We start from the raw sequence: 309 nt of genomic DNA, 5'->3' as shown, positions 1-309 counted from the left end.
AAATGGATAAAGATATATATATAAATAATGCTATGGAAATAAAGAAAAAGATAGAAAATGAAAATGGTAATGAAAATTTAATTAAGTATATAGAACGTGTATGTTTTGACTATTAGATATGATTTTTTAGATAGTAAGTTTGATGAATAATATATATTTATTACGAATAATTTATATCAAATTAGATAAATAACCATACCTTATAATTCAAATTATTGATAATACTAAGGTATGGTTATTTTTATTATATTATAGCCACAAAGTTAGCTAACATAGCCAATATTTAATATATAAATTAATTTTTATATA

This window comes from Romboutsia sp. 13368, assembly GCF_018336475.1.
Taxonomy (GTDB): domain Bacteria; phylum Bacillota; class Clostridia; order Peptostreptococcales; family Peptostreptococcaceae; genus Romboutsia.
The sequence above is the reverse complement of the archived record's forward strand: the minus strand, read 5'-3'. Positions refer to the sequence as shown.